Genomic DNA, 16,494 nt, shown 5'->3' on the forward strand with positions numbered 1-16,494 from the left:
TTTCAACGTTCATCATTTTGTCAAAAACTCAAAAGTAAATTAGAAAGATTATAATTTATTTAAGCATCGTACTTAATTGGATTTTAAATTATGTTATAATATTTGTATTGTTAGTATATATGGGGGCGTTTCAAATGCATTTTATTGCAATTAGTATAAATCATCGCACAGCTGATGTTGCACTAAGAGAGCAAGTTGCTTTTAGAGATGATGCCTTACGAATTGCCCATGAAGATTTATATGAAACTAAATCTATTTTAGAAAATGTCATATTATCAACATGTAATCGAACTGAAGTATATGCTGTTGTTGATCAAATTCACACAGGTCGTTACTATATTCAACGATTTCTAGCTCGTGCATTTGGATTTGAAGTAGATGATATTAAAGCAATGTCAGAAGTAAAAGTGGGGGACGAAGCAGTAGAACATTTATTGCGTGTCACTTCTGGTTTAGATTCAATCGTACTTGGAGAAACTCAAATTTTAGGTCAAATAAGAGATGCATTTTTCTTAGCGCAAAGCACAGGTACGACAGGAACAATTTTTAATCATCTATTTAAACAGGCAATTACTTTTGCAAAAAGAGCACATAATGAAACAGATATAGCTGATAATGCTGTAAGTGTGTCTTATGCTGCGGTCGAGTTGGCGAAAAAAGTATTTGGCAAATTGAAAAGTAAGCAAGCTATCATTATTGGTGCAGGGGAAATGAGTGAATTATCACTATTAAATCTTCTTGGTTCTGGAATTACTGATATTACAGTAGTAAATAGAACAATTGAAAATGCTATGAAATTAGCAGCAAAGCATCAAGTGAAATATGATGAACTATCATCATTACCAAATTTACTTGAAAGTGCAGATATTGTGATTAGTTCAACGAGTGCACAAACTTATATCATTACAAATGAAATGATAGAAAGAATTGCAGAAAATAGAAAGCAAGATTCACTAGTATTGATTGATATTGCAGTTCCTCGAGATATTGAACCTGGTATTAGTGCTATCACAAACATCTTTAATTATGATGTTGATGACTTAAAAGGTTTAGTTGATGCAAACTTACGTGAGCGACAATTAGCGGCTGCAACAATTTCGGAACAAATTCCTGCAGAAATACATGCACACAATGAGTGGATTAGTATGTTGGGTGTTGTTCCAGTGATTAGAGCTTTACGTGAAAAAGCTATGGCAATTCAAGCAGAAACGATGGACAGTATTGATCGTAAATTGCCAGGTTTAAGCGAAAGAGAACGTAAAATTATATCTAAACATACAAAAAGTATCATCAATCAAATGTTGAAAGATCCTATTAAACAGGCCAAAGAATTAAGTAGTGATAAGAAAAGTAATGAAAAATTAGAGCTATTTCAAAATATATTTGATATCGAAGCTGAATGTCCTCATGAGCAAGCGAAGCAACAAAAAGAAAGCAAGGTCAAGGAGATTTCAGCGCGACGTATCTTTAGTTTTGAATAAGCATATTAATATGGTGATAATATGCAAGAAAACCTGTTTATTCGATTCAATGAAATTATATTATTAATATACTTAATCAGTATCATTTGCTATTTTTATGATTTTGTCCAAAAAAGTCATAAGATTAGAAGTTTAGGCATATACTTATTGGGGATTGTTTGGGTTTTACAAACAATCTCTTTATCTATTTTTATTATACAAACTAGACATATTCCATTAGGGTCTATTTCAGATGTATTCTATACTTTAAGTTGGCTGATTATTTCAATCTCTTTAATTCTTAACCTTATCAAAGTTTTGAATTTTTCTGTGTTTTTCTTGAATTTAATAGGGTTAACACTTTTAGGGATGAATACATTTCAACCGACACATTATACTAATAAGGTTCAGAAAATTGCTGTTGTAGACGAGTTACTGTTAGTCCATATTGGTCTAGCTGTGTTAAGTTATGTCTTCTTTGCCTTAGCTTTTGTCAATGCATTACTGTATATCATGCAATACCGTAATTTGAAGGAAAAGCGTTTTGATCAAAAATACTTTAGAATAGGTAGCGTTGCTACACTTGAATCAATTGTGTTTTACTCAACGTTAAGTGGGTGGATAATTCTCATATTTAGTATTATTTTAGGTACACAGTGGGGTGTAATTTCAGTTGGTGAACGTATATTCATTGACCCGAAGGTAATACTCTCTTCAATTATTACAGTATTATATGGAAGTTATATTTTACTTAGAATCAACAAATGGTTGAATTCAAGGTATTTAATATACTATAACATTATTTTATTTTGCTTAAATATGATTAATTTATTTTTTGCAACACATTTTGTGAATTGAGAAAATAATCTAGAGCAATCCGTTCCTAGGAGGAATTGAACATGCGTAAATTAGTCGTTGGCTCCAGAAGAAGTAAATTAGCTTTAACACAAAGCCAGCAATTTATTGATAAATTAAAAGCTGTCGAGCCAAATCTAGAAATTGAAATTAAAGAAATTGTCACGAAAGGCGATCGTATAGTAGATAAACAACTGTCTAAAGTCGGAGGCAAAGGCTTATTTGTTAAAGAAATACAACATGAACTTTTTGAAAAAAATATCGATATGGCAATACACTCGCTTAAAGACGTACCAAGTGTAATTCCGGAAGGTTTAACATTAGGTTGTATCCCTGATAGAGAATTACCTTTTGATGCGTATATTTCTAAAACACATACACCACTATCCCAATTGCCAGAAGGCAGTATTATTGGTACTAGTTCATTACGTCGTGGTGCACAAATATTATCTAAGTATCCTAATTTAGAGATTAAATGGATTAGAGGTAATATAGATACACGATTAGAAAAGTTACAAACTGAAGATTATGATGCGATTATTTTAGCTGCAGCTGGTTTAAGAAGAATGGGCTGGTCAGATGATATCGTAACATCTTATCTTGATAGAGATACATTGTTACCTGCAATCGGACAAGGTGCTTTAGGGATAGAATGTCGTAGTGACGATGAAGAACTATTAACATTATTAAGCAAAGTACATAATGATGAGGTTGCAAAATGTGTGACTGCTGAACGAACGTTTTTAGCAGAAATGGATGGTAGTTGTCAGGTGCCAATCGCAGGATATGCTACAATCTCAGATCAAAAAGAAATCGAATTTACAGGTTTAATTATGACCCCAGATGGTAAAGAACGATTTGAATATACAATGAACGGAACAGATCCGGTTGAGTTAGGCAAAAAAGTGAGTAACAAATTAAAAGAGCAAGGTGCTTATGAAATTATAAAACGCTTAAATGAACAACATTAAATAATGGAGTGACGTTTAAATATGAAGCCAGTTGTAGTTATGACACAAACAAATGACATGCAAAGTGATTTAGTATCAATTATTCACAAACCCTTTATTGATATAAAGCCACTAAATTTTGATATTCATTTGTTAAATCAACGCTATGACTGGCTTATTTTTTCATCTAAAAATGCTGTGAAATTCTTTTATAAATATCTAAAAGGAATTAATGTTGATAACATTGCTGTGATAGGAAGTAAGACAGCGCAATATTGTGAATCACTTGGCATTCAAGTTGATTTTATGCCAAACGACTTTTCTCAAGAAGGATTTTTAAAATCATTTAATCAAACTAACCAAAAAATACTTTTGCCTTCAAGTGAATTGGCGAGACCATTGTTATCAGCAGCGTTATCTAAAGATAATGAAGTTGTTAAAATAGATTTATATACTTCAGTGCCTAACAAACAAAATATACAAGATGTTAAAGAAATGATAGAACATCAACAAATCGATGCATTAACATTTTCAAGTTCGTCGGCAGTACGTTATTATTTTAATGAAGGATTTGTACCAAAATTCAAGTCGTATTTTGCTATTGGAGAACAAACAGCACGGACCATTAAATCATATCAACAACCAGTAACAATTGCAGAAATTCAAACACTTGAATCACTAATTGAAAAGATTTTAGAAAGTAGGGGCTAAAAATGAAATTTGATAGACATAGAAGATTGAGATCATCAGCGACAATGAGAGATATGGTTAGAGAGAATCATGTAAGAAAAGAAGATTTAATATATCCAATTTTTGTAGTTGAAAAAGACGATGTGAAAAAAGAAATTAAGTCATTGCCAGGTGTATACCAAATCAGTTTGAATTTACTTGAAAGTGAGTTAAAAGAAGCTTATGACTTAGGCATACGTGCCATTATGTTTTTCGGTGTTCCAAACTCAAAAGATAATATAGGTACTGGTGCATACATTCACGATGGTGTTATTCAACAGGCAACACGTATTGCTAAAAAAATGTATGATGACTTATTAATTGTTGCAGACACTTGTTTGTGTGAATATACTGATCATGGTCATTGTGGTGTGATTGATGACCATACACATGACGTTGACAATGATAAATCATTGCCACTACTTGTTAAAACAGCAATTTCTCAAGTGGAAGCTGGAGCTGATATTATTGCACCAAGTAATATGATGGATGGTTTTGTTGCTGAAATTCGTCGTGGACTTGATGAAGCCGGCTATTACAATATTCCTATAATGAGTTATGGTGTCAAGTATGCATCTAGTTTCTTTGGACCTTTTAGAGATGCAGCAGATTCAGCGCCATCATTTGGTGATAGAAAAACGTATCAGATGGACCCTGCTAACCGTTTGGAAGCACTTCGTGAATTAGAAAGTGATCTTAAAGAAGGGTGCGACATGATGATTGTTAAACCTGCTCTAAGTTATTTAGACATAGTTCGAGACGTTAAAAATCATACGAATGTTCCAGTTGTTGCATATAATGTGAGTGGAGAATATAGTATGACTAAAGCAGCGGCACAAAATGGTTGGATAGATGAAGAACGTGTCGTTATGGAACAAATGGTTTCAATGAAACGTGCAGGTGCTGATATGATTATTACGTATTTTGCAAAGGACATTTGTCGCTATTTAGATAAATAAGGTTTTATATGTATGATTTTCCATAAACTGTAGGAGGAATTTACTTTATGAGATATACGAAGTCAGAAGAAGCAATGAAGGTTGCTGAAACCTTAATGCCTGGTGGTGTAAATAGTCCAGTACGCGCATTTAAATCAGTAGATACACCAGCAATTTTTATGGATCACGGTAAAGGCTCAAAAATTTATGATATCGATGGTAACGAGTATATCGACTATGTACTAAGTTGGGGGCCGCTTATTTTAGGACATAGAGACCCTCAAGTTATTAGTCATTTACATGAAGCAATTGATAAAGGTACAAGTTTTGGTGCATCAACATTACTTGAAAATAAATTGGCGCAGCTCGTAATTGACCGAGTACCTTCAATAGAAAAAGTGCGTATGGTGTCATCTGGTACAGAAGCTACATTGGATACTTTAAGATTAGCACGTGGTTATACTGGCAGAAATAAAATTGTGAAATTTGAAGGTTGCTATCATGGTCATAGTGATTCGTTATTAATCAAAGCTGGGTCTGGGGTGGCAACATTAGGATTGCCGGATTCTCCTGGTGTGCCTGAAGGTATTGCTAAAAATACAATTACAGTTCCATACAATGATTTAGATGCACTTAAAATCGCTTTCGAAAAATTTGGAGACGATATTGCTGGTGTAATCGTAGAACCTGTTGCTGGTAATATGGGTGTCGTACCGCCGATTGAAGGTTTTTTACAGGGATTAAGAGATATTACGACTGAATACGGCGCATTGCTAATTTTCGATGAAGTAATGACTGGTTTCAGAGTCGGTTATCATTGTGCACAAGGTCACTTTGGTGTGATACCAGATTTAACTTGCTTAGGAAAAGTTATCGGTGGAGGACTACCTGTAGGTGCTTTTGGTGGTAAAAAAGAAATCATGGATCATATAGCACCATTAGGAAATATTTATCAAGCTGGTACGTTATCAGGAAATCCTCTTGCAATGACAAGTGGTTATGAAACGTTAAGTCAATTAACGCCAGAGACATATGAGTATTTTAATATGTTAGGCGATATACTTGAAGACGGTTTAAAGCGTGTATTTGCTAAACACAATGTACCAATAACTGTAAATAGAGCAGGTTCAATGATTGGTTATTTTTTAAATGAAGGACCTGTAACTAATTTTGAACAAGCGAATAAAAGTGATTTGAAATTATTTGCAGAAATGTATCGTGAAATGGCAAAAGAAGGTGTATTTTTACCACCATCTCAATTTGAAGGTACATTCTTATCTACGGCACACACAAAAGAAGATATTGAAAAAACGATTCAAGCATTTGATACGGCTTTAAGTCGTATTGTAAAATAAATATACGGACAAATTGAGAGCCTGAACTTTGTTCAGGCTCTTTTTAAATGTATATCAGACATGGGCAGCGACTTGATAGTGAAAGTCCATATATGCTTTGTAGTCAAAACTGCTAGCGGATATTGTTATCTTAACAAACGTGAAGCTCAAGCAGCAATTTAGTCATTTTATTTTTTATTGAAAGAAGTGGAAAACATGACAATGATATATAGAAATAATTTCATTGTGTTCGTTTTATCATTTTTTATTAGTATTATATTGTATCTATCGCACGTATTACTCCCATTTATGTTTGGTCCTATTATCGCATCAATCATTTGTGTGAAAGTTTTCAAACTTGATATTAAATGGCCATTCTTACTTAGTGAATTAGGGATTGTACTATTAGGGGTGCAAATCGGATCAACGTTTACGAAAAATGTCGTTATGGATATTAAAGACAATTGGCTTTCGATTATTGTTGTATCTATTTCGATATTAGTAATTGCATTAGTAATGGCATTTATTTTCAAAAAAATTGCACGTATTAATACAGAAACAGCTATTTTAAGTGTTATACCAGGAGCGCTAACACAAATGCTGGTCATGGCTGAACAAGACAAACGTGCTAATTTGTTAGTAGTTAGCTTAACGCAAACATCACGAATTATATTTGTTGTTGTTTTAGTACCGTTCATTTCATATTTTTTTCATGATGGTAACATGCATGCGAATGGTAAGTTAACAAAAGTCTTGCCTTTATCACAAGTATTAAACATAGGGCAAATAGTTATTTTAGTGATAGCTATCTTTATAGTTTATCTAATTATGTCTAAAATAAAGTTTCCAACATTTCAATTATTAGCACCACTCATTGTATTAATTGTTTGGAATTTTTCTACAGGTTTAACATTTACACTAGATCATTGGTTGTTGAACATGGCACAACTAATATATATGATTAGAATTGGAGTTCAAATAGCGCATTTATTGTCAGATTTAAAAGGTAGACTAGCAATCGCAATTACAATTCAAAATATTATGTTGATAATTGGTGCGCTAATCATGGTTTATGTCATACATTTCTTTGATAATAATCCTATAAATGAATTGTTTCTTGGTGCAGCACCAGGAGGGGTTAATCAGATAGTTTTAGTTGCATTAGCTACTGGTGCCGATGTTGCTATGATTACGAGTTATCATATTTTCCGAATCTTTTTCATCCTATTTATTATTGCACCAGGAATTAATTGCTTTTTAAAATTTCGTTCGAATAAGCGTGAAGATTAGAAACTATCATCCATTTAAGTTAAATTATGCTTAGGATAGAATTCATTATTAAGGTTTAAGCAAAGGTTGTACATCTATTTTTAGATTAAGATATTTAATATTAGCAGTGCATTAACATGGTACATTAACTTGTGGTTTGAATAAATTTCTACATTAAAAAACGAGACAGTCTATTAGTTAAAAATAGATGATGTCTCGTTTACTTTATGATGCTATAGCAAATTAATTGTGTTTAGGCTTTGATGGACAATCTTTTAAATGTGCATCATATAAACCAGCTGCTTCTAAAAACGAAAATACTGTTACTGGACCTAAAAATTTAAACCCGTATTGTTTTAAATCTTTAGATAGTTGTGTTGCAGTATCATCAACTGTGATACGATCAGAAGCATGTTCATACTGCAAATCTTTAGGCTTACCATTTACATAAGACCATAAAAATTTACTAAAACTACCATATGCTTGTTCAATTTTTAAATATCCTTGAGCTTGATTAACAATTGCTTCTAATTTTTTACGATGATGAACGATATTTGGAAAAGTCATTAAGCGGTCGATATCATGAGCGGTCATTTGTGCTACCTTTTCTGGTTCGAAATCATAAAATGCTTCTTCATAGGCTTCTTTCTTTTTTAAAATAGTTAACCAAGATAGCCCAGCATGTTGTGATTCTAATGCTAAAAGTTTAAACAATGCCTTGCTATCATAGAGCGGTTGTCCCCATACATAATCATGATAGTCTAAATAGACTGGATCTTTAGTTCCAAATGCGCATTCATTCATTTTATTCCCACCTATACATTGACTTATTTTGTCAATCATTATACTATAAGTTAAGAGTTTAATATAGGATTTGGGAAGAGTAAGTTCAAATTATTTTAAAGAGAGCATATGATTTGGTGTGAGTATGTAAATGATTTTTACTGAAGGTAGCCCACAGAGTATCTTAGCTGAACGTGATTAATAGTAGGCTAAGACGTGTTTGAGCGTTAATCATAATCTAGAGTGCTTGAAGAGATGAAGCATTTCAAATTTCACGATGATAGTATTGGTATGATTATTCCAATTATGTTAAAAGAGTGAATTTGATATTAATCATCCTTCTTGAATATAGGTGGTACCACGGAATATCCGTCCTATTTGTATATAGGATGGATATTTTTTATTTTTTTAGGAGGTATAGCAAATGGAAATGAAACCAAAATATGATCCTCGTGAAGTTGAAGCGGGACGTTATGAAGAATGGGTAAAGAATGGTTATTTTAAACCGTCAGAAGATAAATCAAAAGAAACATATACAATTGTTATCCCGCCACCAAATGTAACTGGTAAATTACATTTAGGACATGCATGGGATACAACTTTACAAGATATCATTACACGTATGAAACGTATGCAAGGATACGATACGTTATACTTACCAGGTATGGATCATGCTGGTATTGCGACACAGGCAAAGGTAGAAGCTAAATTAAATGAACAAGGAATAACTAGATATGATCTTGGTCGTGAAAAGTTTTTAGAACAGGCATGGGATTGGAAAGAAGAGTATGCGTCATTTATTCGTGCGCAATGGGCTAAATTAGGTCTAGGTTTAGATTATAGTAGAGAACGTTTTACTTTAGATGAAGGTTTAAGTAAAGCAGTTAAAAAAGTTTTTGTTGATTTATACAATAAAGGAATTATTTATCGTGGCGAACGTATTATAAATTGGGATCCTAAAGCACGTACAGCTTTATCTGATATTGAAGTAATACATGAAGATGTTCAAGGTGCGTTTTATCATTTTAAATATCCTTACGCTGATGGTGAAGGTTTTATTGAAATTGCAACAACAAGACCAGAAACGATGTTAGGTGATACAGCGATTGTTGTTAACCCTAATGACGAACGATACAAAGATGTAATCGGTAAAACTGTTATATTACCAATCGTAGGACGCGAACTGCCTATTTTAGCAGATGAGTATGTTGATATAGACTTCGGTTCTGGTGCTATGAAAGTGACACCAGCACATGACCCTAATGATTTTGAAATTGGTCAAAGACATCAATTAGAAAATATTATCGTTATGGATGAAAATGGTAAAATGAACGACAAAGCTGGCAAATACGAAGGTATGGACCGTTTTGATTGTCGTAAACAGCTAGTTGAAGATTTAAAAGAACAAGATTTAGTTATCAAGATTGAAGATCATGTTCATTCTGTAGGTCATTCAGAACGATCTGGCGCTGTTGTTGAACCATATTTATCAACACAATGGTTTGTGCGCATGGAAGACTTAGCGAAACGTTCATTAGATAACCAAAAAACAGATGATCGTATTGATTTTTATCCGCAACGTTTCGAACATACATTTAACCAATGGATGGAAAATATTAGAGATTGGACGATTTCAAGACAATTATGGTGGGGTCATCAAATTCCGGCTTGGTATCATAAAGAAACAGGCGAAATATATGTTGGAGAAGAAGCGCCAACTGATATTGAAAATTGGCAACAAGATGAAGATGTATTAGATACGTGGTTCTCAAGTGCTTTATGGCCTTTCTCTACGTTAGGTTGGCCTGATTTAGAAAGCGAAGACTTTAAACGATACTACCCAACAAATGCCTTAGTTACAGGTTACGATATTATCTTTTTCTGGGTAGCACGTATGATATTCCAAGGCTTAGAATTTACAGATCGTCGTCCATTTAATGATGTGTTATTACACGGCTTAGTTCGTGCTGAAGACGGGCGTAAGATGAGTAAATCATTAGGTAATGGTGTGGATCCAATGGATGTTATTGACGAATACGGTGCTGATAGCTTGCGTTACTTCTTAGCAACGGGTTCATCTCCAGGACATGATTTAAGATACTCAACTGAAAAAGTTGAGTCAGTGTGGAACTTTATCAATAAAATCTGGAATGGGGCACGTTTCAGTTTAATGAATATCGGTGAAGACTTTAAAGTTGAAGATATCGATTTAAGTGGTAACTTATCATTAGCAGATAAATGGATTCTAACACGTTTAAATGAAACGATTGCAACAGTTACTGATCTAAGTGACAAATATGAATTCGGCGAAGTTGGACGTGCATTATATAATTTCATTTGGGATGATTTCTGTGATTGGTACATTGAAATGAGTAAAATTCCAATGAATGGTAATGACGAAGAACAAAAACAAATTACACGTTCAGTATTGAGTTATACTTTAGACAATATTATGAGAATGCTACATCCATTCATGCCATTTGTAACAGAGAAAATATGGCAAAGTTTACCACATGAAGGTGACACAATTGTTAAAGCTTCATGGCCAGAAGTGCGTGAATCATTGATTTTTGAAGAAAGTAAACAAACAATGCAACAACTTGTTGAAATCATTAAATCTGTAAGACAATCACGTGTAGAAGTAAATACGCCATTGTCTAAAGAAATACCTATTTTAATTCAAGCTAAAGATAAAGAAATTGAAACAACTTTATCACAAAACAAAGATTATTTAATCAAATTCTGTAATCCTAGTACGTTAAATATTAGCACTGACGTGGAAATTCCTGAGAAAGCAATGACATCAGTTGTAATTGCAGGTAAAGTGGTATTACCATTAGAAGGGCTAATTGATATGGATAAGGAAATCAGCCGTTTGGAAAAAGAATTAGCTAAACTTCAAAGCGAATTAGATAGAGTAGATAAAAAGCTCTCTAATGAAAACTTTGTAAGTAAAGCACCTGAAAAGGTTATAAATGAAGAAAAACGTAAAAAACAAGATTATCAAGAAAAATATGATGGTGTGAAGGCAAGAATTGAACAATTAAAAGCATAGGAGTTAGTAACAATGAATTACCTAGAGAGCTTGTATTGGATACACGAAAGAACTAAATTTGGCATCAAACCAGGTGTTAAACGTATGGAATGGATGCTAGCACAATTTAATAATCCTCAAAATAACATTAAGGGTATTCATGTAGGTGGCACAAATGGTAAAGGCTCTACAGTTGCTTACCTTAGAACAGCTTTAGTTGAAAATGGTTATGAAGTAGGTACATTTACGTCGCCGTTTATTGAAACATTTAATGAACGAATTAGTCTAAATGGTGTGCCAATATCAAATGACGCTATTGTAGAATTAGTATCACGTATTAAACCAGTTAGTGAAATGATGGAACGTGAAACAGATTTAGGTGTTGCAACTGAATTCGAAATAATCACAGCGATGATGTTTTTATATTTTGGTGAAATACATCCTGTTGATTTTGTCATTGTTGAGGCTGGATTGGGTATAAAGAACGATTCGACAAATGTCTTTACACCGATTTTATCAATCTTAACTAGTATCGGTCTAGACCATACAGATATTTTAGGTGGTACTTATCTAGATATTGCTAGGGATAAAGGCGCGATTATAAAGCCTAATGTTCCAGTGATATATGCTGTTAAAAATGAAGATGCATTAAAGTATGTTCGTGAACGCGCAATTGAACAACATGCAAAGCCAATTGAATTAGATAGAGAAATTGTTGTTGTATCGCAAAATGATGAATTTACTTACCGTTATAAAGATTATGAATTAGAAACAATCATTTTAAGTATGTTAGGTGAACATCAGAAACAAAATGCTGCATTAGCCATAACAGCTCTTATTGAATTAAATGAACAAGGATTAATTGAATTAGATTTCAATAAGATGATAGACGGTATTGAATCAGTTCGTTGGACTGGACGTATTGAGCAGGTGCATGACAAACCTTTAATCATTTTGGATGGCGCACATAATTCAGAGAGTATAGATGCTCTAATTGATACAATTAAACAGTACCATGATAAAGAAAAAGTAGATATTTTGTTCTCAGCAATAAACGGAAAACCGATTAACGAGATGGTCAAACATTTAAGTTTAATTGCGCATACGTTTTATGCAACTGAATTTGATTTTCCGAAAGCGTTACGCAAAGAAGAAATTGTAGGTAGTATTGAAAATGATGAAATACAATTAGTAGATGACTACGTTGAATTTATAAAAAATTATCAAGGTGATACATTAGTAATTACCGGTAGTCTGTACTTCATAAGTGAAGTTAAATCAAAATTAGACTTTGAAGCATTATAAAACTAAAATAGCCGTGAAGAATCTATTTAATCAATAGGTAGCTTCATGGTTATTTTTTATGCTCTAAATCGTATGTGTTTATAAGGTTCAATTTCTTACCATTATTAATTTTGACGAGCAGAAATGGGCTGTTAAAGTATCCATCAATTACGCTTAGCAATATTGAAAAATTTAAATGAAAAAGAGGGGCAATTCTTGGAAAATAGTGTATATTTACATTTCGGTAATAACTAACTATACTTTACGTAAGGAGGTTGTCATTTGGTAGTATTGTTATCTTATAGTTGCAGTTGTATCTTTAGTTTTCTATATCAATTTATATCTATAGAAGAAACGTCATTTGATTATTTACATAGAAGATCGAAATGTGATTATTGTAATTCATCACTCAAATGGTATGAATTAATGCCGATTATTAGTTTTTTATTATTAAAAGGGCGATGTCGAAACTGTCGTAAGCGTATTTCCCTAACACATTTCTTAGGGGAAACCTTTGCTTTAATCCCTATCGTCTTTATTAAGTATGATTTCACATACGTAAATGCTACGCTATTTATAACTACATATGTTTTTCTGCTTATTTTTACTATGACCGATATCACGTCTTTAATGTTAGATTGTCGCTTAATTATAATTTATTGTATCGTTTCTCTTTCGTTAAGTATTATTTATCCAGTAGTTTTTATCATTATTAGTATGACCACGCATATATTCTACTTTTTATTTCGGGCATATATTGGTTATGGTGACGTTTTACTAATATCTGCACTTTCTTTGTTTTTCCCTCTCCAATTCACTATTTATGTCATTTTATTTACATTTGTCATTGCTGGTTTAGTTGCTTTAATTACCATGATATTTAAGCCGATAAAACTATTACCCCTTGTTCCATTTATATTTATTTCCTTTTTTATCAATTCACTTTTTTATAATGATATCCATCAATTTTTAGGAGGCGTATATTTTTGAAAATTAAAGAAATGGTAACTTCAGAAATGCCAAGAGAACGTTTGTTAAGCCATGGTGCAAAAAGTCTTTCGAATACAGAATTATTAGCTATATTAATTAACACCGGAAGAAAAGGATTCTCGAGTATAGACATTAGTAATGAACTGCTTAAATCTGCTTCGAATCTGAATGAATTGAAAAAATCTTCAATTAACGATTTGATACAAGTTAAAGGGATTGGATTACAAAAAGCAATTACATTAAAAGCAGCATTTGAGTTAGGGGAAAGGATGGGGAGAAGAGCTGAAAATAATCGTATAAAAATAACGCAACCAAGTGATGTTGCTGATTATATGATTCCAACAATGAAAGATTTAACACAAGAACATTTTGTCATTTTATTGTTAAATTCAAAAAATGTAGTGATTAAAGAAAGCTGTGTTTTTAAAGGTACATTAAATAGTTCAATTGTACATCCACGCGAAATTTTTAGTATTGCGGTGAGAGAAAATGCCAATGCAATCATCGCAGTTCATAATCATCCATCCGGTGATGTATTAAACATAGTATCCTAAACTAGAGTACTCTAAGTACTCGAAGTTTAGGATTTTTTAATTACAGTGCTTTAACTATTAAATATATAAGGGTATTATTAATAGTAGTTAAAGTATTTAAAGGTGGTGGAAACATGAAGGTTCAGAAAGTAATTGTGGAGGAAAAATCATATCCGTTATACATACTCCTAGATAAAGAATTTGAAGTCATAGAACCGGTTAAGCGATTTATAAAGTACTTGGATAATACAGGCAAAGCTCCAAATACCATTAAAACATATTGTTATCATCTCAAGTTGTTTTATGAATTTATGAGCCAAAGTGGAATCGAATTAGGAGATTTACAATTTGAGGATTTGGCAAACTTTGTAGGATGGTTAAGAAATCCAGCAGGGCATTTAAAGGTAATAGATATACAACCAAAGAAGGCTAAAAGAGAGGAAACATCAGTTAATTCCATACTTAACGCCGTAACTAGTTTTTTAGAGTATTTAAATCGCACAGAAAATTTTAAAGCTATAGATATGTCTAAAGAAGCAAGAGGAAGAAACTTTAAGGGGTTTCTTCACCATATTACTAAAGGTAGATCCTATAAAAAAAATATTTTAAAGCTTAGGGTCAAAAAGAAACTTGTACAAGTATTAGAACATGGACAAGTTAAAGCAATAATTGAGGCATGTCATACCAAAAGAGATAAGTTACTTATTATGCTTATGTATGAAGGGGGACTTCGGATAGGAGAAGCATTATCCCTTCGTATTGAAGATATTTCAACATGGGATAACCAGATTAACATCAGGCCAAGAGATCATAATGAAAATGGAGCTTATATTAAACTTAAAAAAGAAAGAACTATTGATGTAAGTAAGGAATTAATGGCATTATATACCGATTACTTAGTACATGAATATGGGGAAGATTTAGATCATGATTATATATTTATTAATCTTAAAGATTCTTATTTTGGCCACCCTCTAAAATATCAAAGTGTATTAGACCTAATAAGAAGACTAGGAAAACGGACAGGGATTACTTTCAATGCTCATATATTACGTCATACGCATGCCACAGAGCTTATTAGAAGTGGATGGGATGCTGCATATGTACAAAAAAGATTAGGGCATGCCCATGTACAAACAACACTTGATACTTATGTTCATCTTTCTGATCAAGATATGAAGAATGAATATAAAAAGTATCTTCAAGGGAGAGAAACATGACAATGAAATTTCCAAGTGTAGCGACTAATCGAAAGCTTATCGCTAGTACAGAGATTAATAAAAAAATAGCTAATATGACAAGTGTTTTAAAAGGTTATTGGGCAGCAGATAGATGGGATATAAGAATTTGTCCACATCCTAGTGCAATTGAGTTAAGTAAGAATCCGTCACTAAGAAATCGTTGGGTAAATTTCGATAAGGTGGAAAATGTCTGGTTGAAAACAGAATTAAAATATTTTTATTACCTTCACTTGAATAATGGAGCTTGGAATGCAAAATCCGTTTGGATTAGAAAGGGAACAGTGATAAGCCGGATGATGGGATTTTTAAATTTAAAATATCCTAATATTACATCGATAACCGAAGTGCCTATAAAAAAAGCTTTGACAGAATACCGGACCTACTTAACAGAACAAAAAGTAAAAACTACGACTACTAATTACAAACTTGATGTAAATCAGCAGAAAGTTACTGTACATGCGAATTCCTATTACGTTACTCATCTTAAGCAGTTTATGGAATTCTATGAGGACTTCTATTTTGATGGGGAAGAATGGGAAAAAGATGTTTGGAATCGAAGAAAATTATCATTACCGGAAGATAAGGTAAACCCAACATCCTACGAATATACGATCAACTTTAAGGGTTTTAAGAATAATTATTTTAAAGAAATAGTTAAGCGATATTGTAAACTAATGTTAAACACAGCTAGCTTTTCTCACGTAGTAGATATAGCTTCAAAATTAAAAGAATTTTTTAATTTCATGAACAAAAATTGTGAAGGTATACAAAGGATTCATCAATTAACTAGAAATGAAATTGAGCAATATTTTAATTATATTAATTTAAAAGGTTTAAAACCCAGTACTGTAACTGGACGAATATCTACTTTAGACGTTTTTTTTACTACAATTCAAAGATATGACTGGAAGGATACACCTTCTAAGATCCTTATCTTTCAAGAAGATTACCCTAAAGTGCCGAAGGCACTACCACGTTATATTGATGAACATATACTTGAACAATTAAATGGGAAATTAGATAAATTGGAACCTTATATTGCTACAATGGTTATGGTACTTCAAGAATGCGGGATGCGTATCAGTGAACTTTGT

Annotated in this window: 14 protein-coding genes, 1 pseudogene and 1 other annotated feature; of the genes and pseudogenes, 14 read left to right on the forward strand and 1 reads right to left on the reverse strand. The window is 32.6% G+C overall.

Annotated features, from left to right (window positions below):
- Window positions 1-134 precede the first annotated feature (134 nt).
- From hemA to JV528_RS07265, 8 genes are read left to right on the forward strand one after another with little or no spacing between them, the layout of a single operon-like run.
- Complete coding sequence (gene hemA / locus JV528_RS07230) at window positions 135-1,481, forward strand: glutamyl-tRNA reductase (RefSeq protein ID WP_000545460.1); 1,347 nt, start codon at window positions 135-137, stop codon at window positions 1,479-1,481.
- Window positions 1,482-1,502: 21 nt separating this feature from the next.
- A complete protein-coding gene (gene ccsA, locus JV528_RS07235) occupies window positions 1,503-2,318 on the forward strand; it encodes a cytochrome c biogenesis protein (protein WP_001157329.1) in 816 nt (271 codons plus the stop codon).
- 41 nt (window positions 2,319-2,359) lie between these two features.
- On the forward strand, window positions 2,360-3,286 hold the full coding sequence (gene hemC, locus JV528_RS07240) for a hydroxymethylbilane synthase (protein WP_001230225.1): 927 nt from the start codon (window positions 2,360-2,362) through the stop codon (window positions 3,284-3,286).
- 21 nt (window positions 3,287-3,307) lie between these two features.
- Window positions 3,308-3,976 carry a uroporphyrinogen-III synthase gene (locus tag JV528_RS07245; protein WP_000805942.1) on the forward strand — a complete coding sequence of 223 codons (669 nt, stop codon included), beginning with the start codon at window positions 3,308-3,310 and terminating at the stop codon, window positions 3,974-3,976.
- A 2-nt stretch (window positions 3,977-3,978) separates the two neighbouring features.
- Window positions 3,979-4,953 carry a porphobilinogen synthase gene (gene hemB, locus JV528_RS07250; protein ID WP_000667133.1) on the forward strand — a complete coding sequence of 325 codons (975 nt, stop codon included), beginning with the start codon at window positions 3,979-3,981 and terminating at the stop codon, window positions 4,951-4,953.
- 47 nt (window positions 4,954-5,000) lie between these two features.
- A complete protein-coding gene (hemL, locus tag JV528_RS07255) occupies window positions 5,001-6,287 on the forward strand; it encodes a glutamate-1-semialdehyde 2,1-aminomutase (protein ID WP_001270859.1) in 1,287 nt (428 codons plus the stop codon).
- A gap of 60 nt (window positions 6,288-6,347) precedes the next feature.
- Complete coding sequence (locus JV528_RS07260) at window positions 6,348-6,449, forward strand: hypothetical protein (RefSeq protein ID WP_014532642.1); 102 nt, start codon at window positions 6,348-6,350, stop codon at window positions 6,447-6,449.
- Window positions 6,450-6,482: 33 nt separating this feature from the next.
- Window positions 6,483-7,556, forward strand: coding sequence for an AbrB family transcriptional regulator (locus JV528_RS07265; protein WP_000177986.1), 1,074 nt, complete (start codon window positions 6,483-6,485; stop codon window positions 7,554-7,556).
- 222 nt (window positions 7,557-7,778) lie between these two features.
- On the opposite strand, the gene JV528_RS07270 is transcribed toward JV528_RS07265, so the two are convergent.
- Window positions 7,779-8,339 carry a DNA-3-methyladenine glycosylase I gene (locus JV528_RS07270; RefSeq protein WP_001001234.1) on the reverse strand — a complete coding sequence of 187 codons (561 nt, stop codon included), beginning with the start codon at window positions 8,337-8,339 and terminating at the stop codon, window positions 7,779-7,781.
- Between the two features lie 57 nt (window positions 8,340-8,396).
- Window positions 8,397-8,698: a binding site (T-box leader), on the forward strand.
- Window positions 8,699-8,742: 44 nt separating this feature from the next.
- Between JV528_RS07270 and JV528_RS07275 the strand changes: the two genes are divergently transcribed.
- The 6 genes and pseudogenes from JV528_RS07275 to JV528_RS07300 form a co-directional block, all read left to right on the forward strand.
- Window positions 8,743-11,373: a valine--tRNA ligase gene (locus tag JV528_RS07275; protein WP_000425345.1), complete on the forward strand. Its 2,631-nt coding sequence runs from the start codon at window positions 8,743-8,745 to the stop codon at window positions 11,371-11,373.
- 12 nt (window positions 11,374-11,385) lie between these two features.
- Window positions 11,386-12,657, forward strand: coding sequence for a bifunctional folylpolyglutamate synthase/dihydrofolate synthase (locus JV528_RS07280; RefSeq protein ID WP_001108341.1), 1,272 nt, complete (start codon window positions 11,386-11,388; stop codon window positions 12,655-12,657).
- A 261-nt stretch (window positions 12,658-12,918) separates the two neighbouring features.
- On the forward strand, window positions 12,919-13,626 hold the full coding sequence (locus JV528_RS07285) for a prepilin peptidase (protein ID WP_065315716.1): 708 nt from the start codon (window positions 12,919-12,921) through the stop codon (window positions 13,624-13,626).
- Window positions 13,623-14,162, forward strand: a pseudogene (radC, locus tag JV528_RS07290) (RadC family protein); the annotation flags it as partial. The gene JV528_RS07285 and the pseudogene radC, both read left to right, overlap by 4 nt.
- A gap of 131 nt (window positions 14,163-14,293) precedes the next feature.
- Window positions 14,294-15,379: a tyrosine-type recombinase/integrase gene (locus JV528_RS07295; protein WP_095234887.1), complete on the forward strand. Its 1,086-nt coding sequence runs from the start codon at window positions 14,294-14,296 to the stop codon at window positions 15,377-15,379.
- A 2-nt stretch (window positions 15,380-15,381) separates the two neighbouring features.
- On the forward strand, window positions 15,382-16,494 hold a 1,113-nt coding region (locus tag JV528_RS07300), incomplete at its 3' end, for a tyrosine-type recombinase/integrase (protein ID WP_162779004.1).

It is taken from the genome of Staphylococcus sp. GDB20D11A, from assembly GCF_016893255.1.
Classification (GTDB): domain Bacteria; phylum Bacillota; class Bacilli; order Staphylococcales; family Staphylococcaceae; genus Staphylococcus; species Staphylococcus aureus.